The organism is Thalassobacterium sedimentorum (assembly GCF_031127905.1).
Classification (GTDB): Bacteria; Verrucomicrobiota; Verrucomicrobiia; order Opitutales; family Coraliomargaritaceae; genus Thalassobacterium; species Thalassobacterium sedimentorum.
Genome location: NZ_JARXIC010000063.1, coordinates 1 through 7,036, shown reverse-complemented (window position 1 = coordinate 7,036; position 7,036 = coordinate 1). Strand labels below are relative to the sequence as shown.

9 protein-coding genes are annotated in these 7,036 nt (G+C 48.0%); 4 read left to right on the top strand and 5 right to left on the bottom strand.

Going from position 1 to position 7,036, the window contains the following annotated elements; translation table 11 throughout:
* The first annotated feature begins 281 nt into the window (after nucleotides 1-281).
* The gene (locus tag QEH59_RS17900) at nucleotides 282-1,298 is read left to right on the top strand and encodes a LolA-like protein (protein WP_308986756.1); all 1,017 of its coding nucleotides are present in this window, start codon (nucleotides 282-284) and stop codon (nucleotides 1,296-1,298) included.
* A 148-nt stretch (nucleotides 1,299-1,446) separates the two neighbouring features.
* Here the strand turns inward: QEH59_RS17900 and QEH59_RS17895 are convergent, their stop codons facing one another.
* Entirely contained in the window at nucleotides 1,447-1,704 is a 258-nt protein-coding gene (locus QEH59_RS17895; RefSeq protein ID WP_308986755.1) for a hypothetical protein, read from the bottom strand.
* A 170-nt stretch (nucleotides 1,705-1,874) separates the two neighbouring features.
* On the opposite strand from QEH59_RS17895, the gene QEH59_RS17890 reads away from it, so the two are divergent.
* Together QEH59_RS17890 and QEH59_RS17885 are read left to right on the top strand one after the other, a co-directional pair.
* On the top strand, nucleotides 1,875-2,435 hold the full coding sequence (locus QEH59_RS17890; protein ID WP_308986754.1) for a TetR/AcrR family transcriptional regulator: 561 nt from the start codon (nucleotides 1,875-1,877) through the stop codon (nucleotides 2,433-2,435).
* Nucleotides 2,436-2,697: 262 nt separating this feature from the next.
* Entirely contained in the window at nucleotides 2,698-3,303 is a 606-nt protein-coding gene (locus QEH59_RS17885) for a nitroreductase family protein (protein ID WP_308986753.1), read from the top strand.
* A gap of 127 nt (nucleotides 3,304-3,430) precedes the next feature.
* On the opposite strand, the gene QEH59_RS17880 is transcribed toward QEH59_RS17885, so the two are convergent.
* The 3 genes from QEH59_RS17880 to QEH59_RS17870 all read right to left on the bottom strand — a co-directional run bounded on the left by QEH59_RS17880 (nucleotide 3,431) and on the right by QEH59_RS17870 (nucleotide 5,749).
* Entirely contained in the window at nucleotides 3,431-3,772 is a 342-nt protein-coding gene (locus QEH59_RS17880; protein WP_308986752.1) for an ArsR/SmtB family transcription factor, read from the bottom strand.
* 330 nt (nucleotides 3,773-4,102) lie between these two features.
* Complete coding sequence (locus tag QEH59_RS17875; protein ID WP_308986751.1) at nucleotides 4,103-4,903, bottom strand: methyltransferase domain-containing protein; 801 nt, start codon at nucleotides 4,901-4,903, stop codon at nucleotides 4,103-4,105.
* Nucleotides 4,904-5,197: 294 nt separating this feature from the next.
* Nucleotides 5,198-5,749, bottom strand: a complete 552-nt coding sequence (locus QEH59_RS17870; RefSeq protein ID WP_308986750.1) for a hypothetical protein — start codon at nucleotides 5,747-5,749, stop codon at nucleotides 5,198-5,200.
* A gap of 157 nt (nucleotides 5,750-5,906) precedes the next feature.
* Here QEH59_RS17870 and QEH59_RS17865 point away from each other — a divergent pair, with 157 nt between their 5' ends.
* The gene (locus tag QEH59_RS17865; RefSeq protein ID WP_308986749.1) at nucleotides 5,907-6,200 is read left to right on the top strand and encodes a type II toxin-antitoxin system TacA family antitoxin; all 294 of its coding nucleotides are present in this window, start codon (nucleotides 5,907-5,909) and stop codon (nucleotides 6,198-6,200) included.
* On the opposite strand, the gene QEH59_RS17860 is transcribed toward QEH59_RS17865, so the two are convergent.
* Nucleotides 6,187-6,702 carry a GNAT family N-acetyltransferase gene (locus QEH59_RS17860; RefSeq protein ID WP_308986748.1) on the bottom strand — a complete coding sequence of 172 codons (516 nt, stop codon included), beginning with the start codon at nucleotides 6,700-6,702 and terminating at the stop codon, nucleotides 6,187-6,189. The genes QEH59_RS17865 and QEH59_RS17860 overlap by 14 nt on opposite strands.
* Nucleotides 6,703-7,036: the final 334 nt, after the last annotated feature.

Below are 7,036 nucleotides of genomic sequence, written 5' to 3'. Positions count from 1 at the left end.
CGTGTCATACGCCTATTTGGTAATGGGTGGATTCGCGCTTCAGTAAACGCTACTTGAGACCACTACATGCGCATTAATTATGAGAATCGGTATTATAACAACATAAGCTCTTTCTGAATCCAAACCCACAGCAGCTTTGGCTCTGCTACCTGCCAATGACAATATGGGGGCCACGAGAAACAATCGCAAAAGCTTCAACAGAAAAGCATAATATATTAGACTAGTGCTTTTTAGGTCATTTAACTGTGATTTTGACATAACAAGTCCGCCAGCAATTCATCATGGATTTCATTCCGTTAAAATTTACTCCACACAAAGGCACTGCGATTGCACTTCTGCTTTTAAATTTAATCTCGTGTGCCTTTGCCGAAATCGGCGAATATTCCGAGCCCATAGAGGCAGTTGCTAAGGAATTAAACGCACAAGAGCAAAAAGAAGCAGCCTTGCTAGCTGCCCCCAGCGACACCACTAGCCTAAGGTTGTTAAACAACAACATCGCCGTAATTGGACTGAATACACAAATCGAGCAGGTTACTGCCAGAGGTACATTCACCTACGGAAAAAAAAGCAAAGATTACAAGCTAGTTGAGACGTCGGATGGCCAAAGAGCCTTAATCATCAAGTGGACCTATATGGGAAGAACCTATACGGATAAGACTGTGTCCATTCCTTCAAACTACCAGGCAGGAACAGAAGAAATGCCGAATCTATGGCGCATCATCACGAAAGCTATGCCCGATAAGCATGGGCAAACGACCGAAGAGCGAATCTATTTAAAATTGCAACGTGGAAAATATATCCTCCAGGAAGAAGAATTCGGACATACTGTTGTCTCTAACAATACAGCACTCAGGAGAAAAGAGCTGACATACGAACAATGGCAAGTAATCGCTGGAGGCTATGGAGAGAGAAGCCCAATTCATTTTCAAACTGTCCCCTTATTTCTTCACGATTTTTATAACTATACGGTAACTGGATGTCGATATATCGGCACGGACAAAGTTGGAGGCCGTGATACTTACGTAATCCAACGCGGATCAGACAGTTTTTACTACATCGACAAGGAAAAATCCCTACTATTGAAGTGGGGCCGTGAAGAATACTTTGGCGGCAAAAAAATAGAAGTTTCCTACATAGCAAATTCTTTCAAACGTCGGAAAAACTCAACTGATCAAATTCTTTTACCTTCGAGAATAACTATAACAACCAAGGGAGAAGCTCTTGGCACTTACACCGTAGATCACGCCACGATCAATAAAGTAATTGATTATAGCATCTTCATACCTCCTGAAATTTAAGTCCCACGCAAAGCGCTAAGGCGCTCACTCTTACCAATAATACCAATTCGAGAAACTTGGAGCCGAATCGACATGCCATTCGTAGCCTCGGTTCTGAGTTTCACATAATATGTATCTTCTGGAGTTTCGGGCGTGATCTTAAGTATAGTTAAACCATCAGGTCGTTCGACTCGAATGGAGCATAATCCACATTGGCAGCCTCAACCTCTGCATAGCCTCGATGAAACTCAGGGCAGGTTAAGCAACCAGCTGCCAACACCGTGTATTTGCCATCACACAATTCCCTTAAGCGCAAAAGCTCCCCCAGATCATCATGTACTTGTAGGTCTGGCAAGGAGCCCTTTAGCACGGTTGTCCGGGACTCAACTTGACGATTCTCCAATGAAGCCGCGCGCTCAGCCGACAAGCTATTAAAACTAAGATTTGTATCTAGCTAAAGTTGGGAAAAATAAATGCTCTTCACCAGTGAAAAACGCGGAGTCAGCCACCATAAAGCAGCGGTCTTCACAAGTGAAGCCCCTACTGGAAACTACGATACGCTCTTGAAAAACAGACAAACTTGTTCGATCCTGCGGCATGAGCAAAGCGAGAGAAAGACTTCTTAGGAGTGCAGGTCGTCTATTTGGTGAACGAGGCTACGAGTGTGTGGGCATCAATGAGATCATTGCTCAAGCGGAGATTGCTAAGGCGACTTTCTATCAGCATTTCCCGAGTAAAGAAGCGTTGTGCGCGGAGTGGTTACGAGTGGAGATGGATCAGTTTACATCCATGCATCAGGAGATATTGGATGATCCTCGAGCGGCGCATCAAAAAGTAAGCCAAATGTTCGATCAACTGAGCGTGTATGTGGAAGGCAATGGCTATCATGGCTGTCCGTTCTGCGTGACTGCGACTATGGTTACGGGGGATTCGGAGATCCGTGAGGTGATCGTGACCTACCGGGAACGCATTCGTTCGTTCTGGCACAGTGTGGCTCGCGAATTGGGTACCAAGGCCACTGCAGCTCGTAATCTCGGAGACGCATGGTTGCTGCTCTACACAGGAGCGTTGACGGAGTCGCAGAATGTCAAAGACGTCTGGCCCGTGAAGCAAGCGAAGAAGGCTGCACTGGCGCTGGCTGAGTGTGCGCGAGTCTAGGCGATCTCTCGAATTCGTGGAAGGGCTGAGCGCCTGCTTTTATTATTATGATAAAAATACTACCTAGTATTTGACAAAGTGAAAAAACATACAGACTTGTCTGTATACCGCATTATAGATCTTAAAAATTAAACCGAATAGAAAACATATGAAAGCAACCGAAGGCTTCAATTACCGCAGTACTGACTGCAGCCTAAATCTACTAACTCCCGTAATTAATTTTTGATTGCGGAAGTTTTTTCATCCAAACCGCAATCAAACTATGAATACATTAGCAACCATCGAAGCTCGCCGCTCCATTAAGCATTATGATCCCGAACATGAGATGCCTGAGGAGGATCTCGCTCGGCTCATCGAGTTGACCAAGCTGGCGCCGTCCTCCTTTAACATGCAGAACTACCGTATGGTAGTGGTGCGCGACCCTGAATTGCGAAAGCAGATTCGCGCCGCTGCTTGGGATCAAGCTCACGTAACCGATGCGTCGGTGCTCTTCATCATGTGTGCCGATTTAAAAGCACACGAAGCAGATCCTGCGAAATATTGGTCGCATGCGCCGCAGGAAGTTCAGGATATCCTCGGACCGATGATTCTGCCGTTTTACCAAGACAAGCCTCAGCTGATTCGCGACGAGGGGATTCGCTCCACCGCTTTTGCAGGAATGACGCTGATGTTAGCCGCCAAAGAGATGGGCTACGGTTCTTGCCCAATGATTGGTTTCGATGGTGAAGTGGTGTCAAAGCTGATTAATGTGCCCGAGGATCACGTGCTCAGCTTCATCATAGCAGTGGGCAAAGAAGCCAAGCCAGCCTGGCCACGTGGCGAACGCTTGTCCGACTCCGAAGTCGTCATTCAAGATCGTTTCGCTTAAGTCGCTGTTGTGCTGTGCTCGTTCTATGAGCATCCGCCTGCCCCGGAGCTTAGCGAAGTGGTAGTTGAAATGCTAAACGCACTGCCACTAAGCTATGCCCCAATCGTGGTTGTCGTGTTCGCTTCATTCAAGCTAGAGCGAGGCGTTCTTTCTCTGCGCGAATGTCTGCGGGGCTTCGCGTCACCACGGGGTCGTTACGCTGAAGTAGGGCGAGCATATCGATTACTAAGTCTTGGCGGCTTAAGTAGTAGCAACGTTGTGTGCCTTCTTGAGCGTAATCGACGAGCTCGGTATGTCGCAGGACGGAAAGATGCTGAGAAATGTTGGCCTGACGCGCGGGTAGCAAATCTTCCATGTCGGTCACGCACTTGGGCCCGGAAACCAATTCTTGTAGGATGGCCAAACGGGTCGGGTGCGAGAATGCTTTCAACAGTTCGGAGGTGGCTCGAGAATCATTTGAATTAGGCATGGTGAGTTTTGCTGGTTAAAAGTAGTTGGATCCTGTAGTGCATTTAAGCTTTTATTTCGTTTGAGCTGCAGCTTTCATTTCTGCTTCTAAGCACTTCTTCTTCATCGCGCCCATGAACGACTGAAACATGACACCACTGATGAGCGTCGAGATCGTTACTGTGACAAATGCGGATAAGATCAAATCTGCCAAAAGATGCCCGCTGCTGACGAGCACCGGTTGATAAATTATGATGGCGAGGAAGACGACCCAGTGCTTGATGCAGTAGAATTACGGATACGCGTTGTGACGTGCTTTGAATTTAGTTAAAAGAAGAGTGCAGGTAGGCGCTTATGAGTGGGATGCGTAAAAGGTGAAGAAGGCTCCCGAGGCGAAGAAGGTGCCGTTGTCGTGGGACGCATGCATGGCATCGACCCATTGCTGGCCCTCTTCTTCGGAGAGGACATTTAGCGCCGGAAGAATCCCGGCAAATCCTCGCACGCTCGACAACCAGTAGTCGCCACGCCCGCACTCCGATAGGATGACGGAGCGATGGCTATTTAAACTGAGTCCAGCTGTTTTTAAATAACGTGGCATCTGACGGCACAGGTCTGGATGTGTGGCGACTGCCGAAGTCAGCAGGTGATCCACCCGACGCATCGCCTCGTAGCTTTCTTGGCCGTAGGTGGTTCCTGCGTGGTCAGCATCAAAAACGATCAATTGACCTGTTGGCGCCAGCACGCGCTCGGCTTCTTGTAGCAGCGACAGTGGATTCGGCACATGACTCAGCAAAGTGTGCATGACGATGACATCGAAAGAGCGCTCTTCGTAAGGCAACGCGCCAGGCTGGATATGGTCCCAGTGAATGCGTTGCGCAACATCCTGCCGCCGCCCCTCGGTCAGTAGAACATCGCTGATGTCGGCCCCATGAATCTCGGAGTCCGGGTGAAGCGCGTTCGCTAAGCGCCGTGCCACCACACCTGTGCCGCAGCCGAGGTCTAATGCACGCAGAGGCTGATCACTTGGGATCGTGTCAACATAATCGTCGATCATCTTTTGAAAGAAAGCATGCTGACCGCGCTCTTCTAAGCGAGTTACCATTGCCTGCCGGGTGCGATCTGTTTGCGAGTCTGGATTGGTATAAGGGTCCATATGTTTGGTGAAAGATGTAAGGGAAGTCTGGCTTTGCGCTGCCTGAGTCGAGCGATGTATTGCTGGTATAAACAATTTATAAATAAAACAACATTCGAATATTCGAATACAAGTGGAAGGGTTGAGCTTATTGTCAAGAGGCGAGTTCGCAGATGGCGGTGATTGTCCCGTATGAATCTACTCAAGTCGTTGACGTCTATGCGCCCTCGAGGCAAAATAAAGATGACACGGCAACTTCTTGAGCCCTGACTTCTTTTTGGGCCTCATTTTTGATCTGCATTTGCCCTGTTTTCGCTAAGCCTTCCGACGGCGACGAGATGAGAGACAGATCGTTGCCACGATGAGGCTCATTATCACGGAATACGAAGAAGGCTCTGGAATCGGCGACTGACTGACTATGAGAGTCAACGAATCAGCGGTCAGATCATTCCCCCACGTCCAAGTGTATGTCCCTTCGTCTAATCCCATTGAAGCTAGTGTGACTCCAGCCCATATTGATTCGCCGCTCACGGCAGAACCCGAAATATAACCAGTGGGCAAAATGATCTGTTCGTTTTGCCCTATGATGTCAACAGCGTCGCCCGATACAAACGTTCCCGCCATATCTGCCGTGCCCGTAAAACTGGTTGGTCCCGAAAACGACACTCCAGAGTAGAATTCATAACATCTATTTACGGTCTGAAGCACAGCGGCTGGAGCATAAAGATAAGATTCCCCAGAGCCATTCATCACAGTCAAATCGCTGGTATTTGCACTGCCAGAAGCACTTAGAACAACATCAGCACCAGCCTCATAGAGATTCAAGAAGATGGCACTGTGCGCAATAGAAGCTAAGCAAGGCAACACTAGAGGTGACTAGAGATTTCGATTTAAAATACATGACTCAATGTGCAGAGTCTGTTAATGGGGCAACCGTTTAAGTTGAATGCCCCATTTCCGCGCACTTCAAAAAAATCAGAATTCCAGATTGCCAAATGTGTTACTCTGTGGCACACATATATACATGACAACGATGACAGAAGAACGTAGAAGCGAACGACTGGTCGCTCGTATTTCTCCTTCAGACAAGGCGCTGATTGAAAAAGCAGCCGAGATTGAAGGCCGTAAAGTCGCGCCTTTTGCAGTCACCCACCTGGTTAAGCGTGCTCGTAAAATCATTCAAGAAGCAGAAACGATTCACTTGAACCAAGCGGAGTCTGAAAGATTCGCTAAAGCGCTCATGGCACCACCGAGAAAGCCGACCTCAGCGATGCGACGCGCAATGCAAGCTTATCGCGATACAGTCATAGAGCATTAACAATGCTTTCGACTTCCTTCATTGGTAAGAACATCCGCTGCTTGTCGAGTTCAAGAAAGCCGAACTTCTCGTAGAATGCGCGTGCACTGGCATCCTTTGGATCTGTGACTAAAGCCCAAGAAGCGACTTCTTGAGACGCTTGATATGCACGAGACATCGCACTGATCAAGAGTCGCCCCCCAAGGCCCTGACCTTGAAACTGCTGATTCACCGCCAATCGTCCCAACAAAGTTGCAGGTAAATCATTATAACGTGGCAATTTCTTCGTTAACTTTTCATCCAGAGCTGTCCGCTTGATTGAGGCACTTGAAAGCGTGTAATATCCCATAATTCTTTTCGGATCAGCGCTCTCGCTGGCAACAAAACAAACGCAGCAACCACTCGCCTGCTCCTTCCGAGCTTGGGTCGCCAGGTAGCCATTCAGCGCAGAGACTCCACAATCGAAACCAGTTCGATCGTGCAGAGCTTTGTCCAAGTGCTGGATGTGTAAGTCTGGTATCATTCGTGTTGATTCATTATTTTTCAGAGCAAAGAAGGTTCAACAGAATAAAATCATTATTGGGACTGATCTTTTTTTGAATTTTGCGAGGAGACCATACCACAAAGGCAATTACATGACCCGAATGGAACGGACTTAAGCGGCTTCATCGAGAATATCAGCAAGTGACGATGCATGTAAAACGTAGGGCTGCCACTGGTGGCACGCCGCATAGAATCTAGCTGCCGAGCCACTTCTCAGACGCGGTCTTCACAAGTGAAGCCCCTGCTATGTTAGTTTGTGTCAAGAACGTAGAAGCTGTTAGTTGGTTTTTACATATAAAAGTTTGGTTTCTCTT

Coding starts and splice junctions, on each gene's coding strand:
- QEH59_RS17885 (WP_308986753.1), top strand. CDS start 2,698: ATGAATACATTAGCAACCATCGAAGCTCGCCGCTCCATTAAGCATTAT.
- QEH59_RS17865 (WP_308986749.1), top strand. CDS start 5,907: ATGACAACGATGACAGAAGAACGTAGAAGCGAACGACTGGTCGCTCGT.
- QEH59_RS17860 (WP_308986748.1), bottom strand. CDS start 6,702: ATGATACCAGACTTACACATCCAGCACTTGGACAAAGCTCTGCACGAT.
- QEH59_RS17890 (WP_308986754.1), top strand. CDS start 1,875: ATGAGCAAAGCGAGAGAAAGACTTCTTAGGAGTGCAGGTCGTCTATTT.
- QEH59_RS17880 (WP_308986752.1), bottom strand. CDS start 3,772: ATGCCTAATTCAAATGATTCTCGAGCCACCTCCGAACTGTTGAAAGCA.
- QEH59_RS17875 (WP_308986751.1), bottom strand. CDS start 4,903: ATGGACCCTTATACCAATCCAGACTCGCAAACAGATCGCACCCGGCAG.
- QEH59_RS17900 (WP_308986756.1), top strand. CDS start 282: ATGGATTTCATTCCGTTAAAATTTACTCCACACAAAGGCACTGCGATT.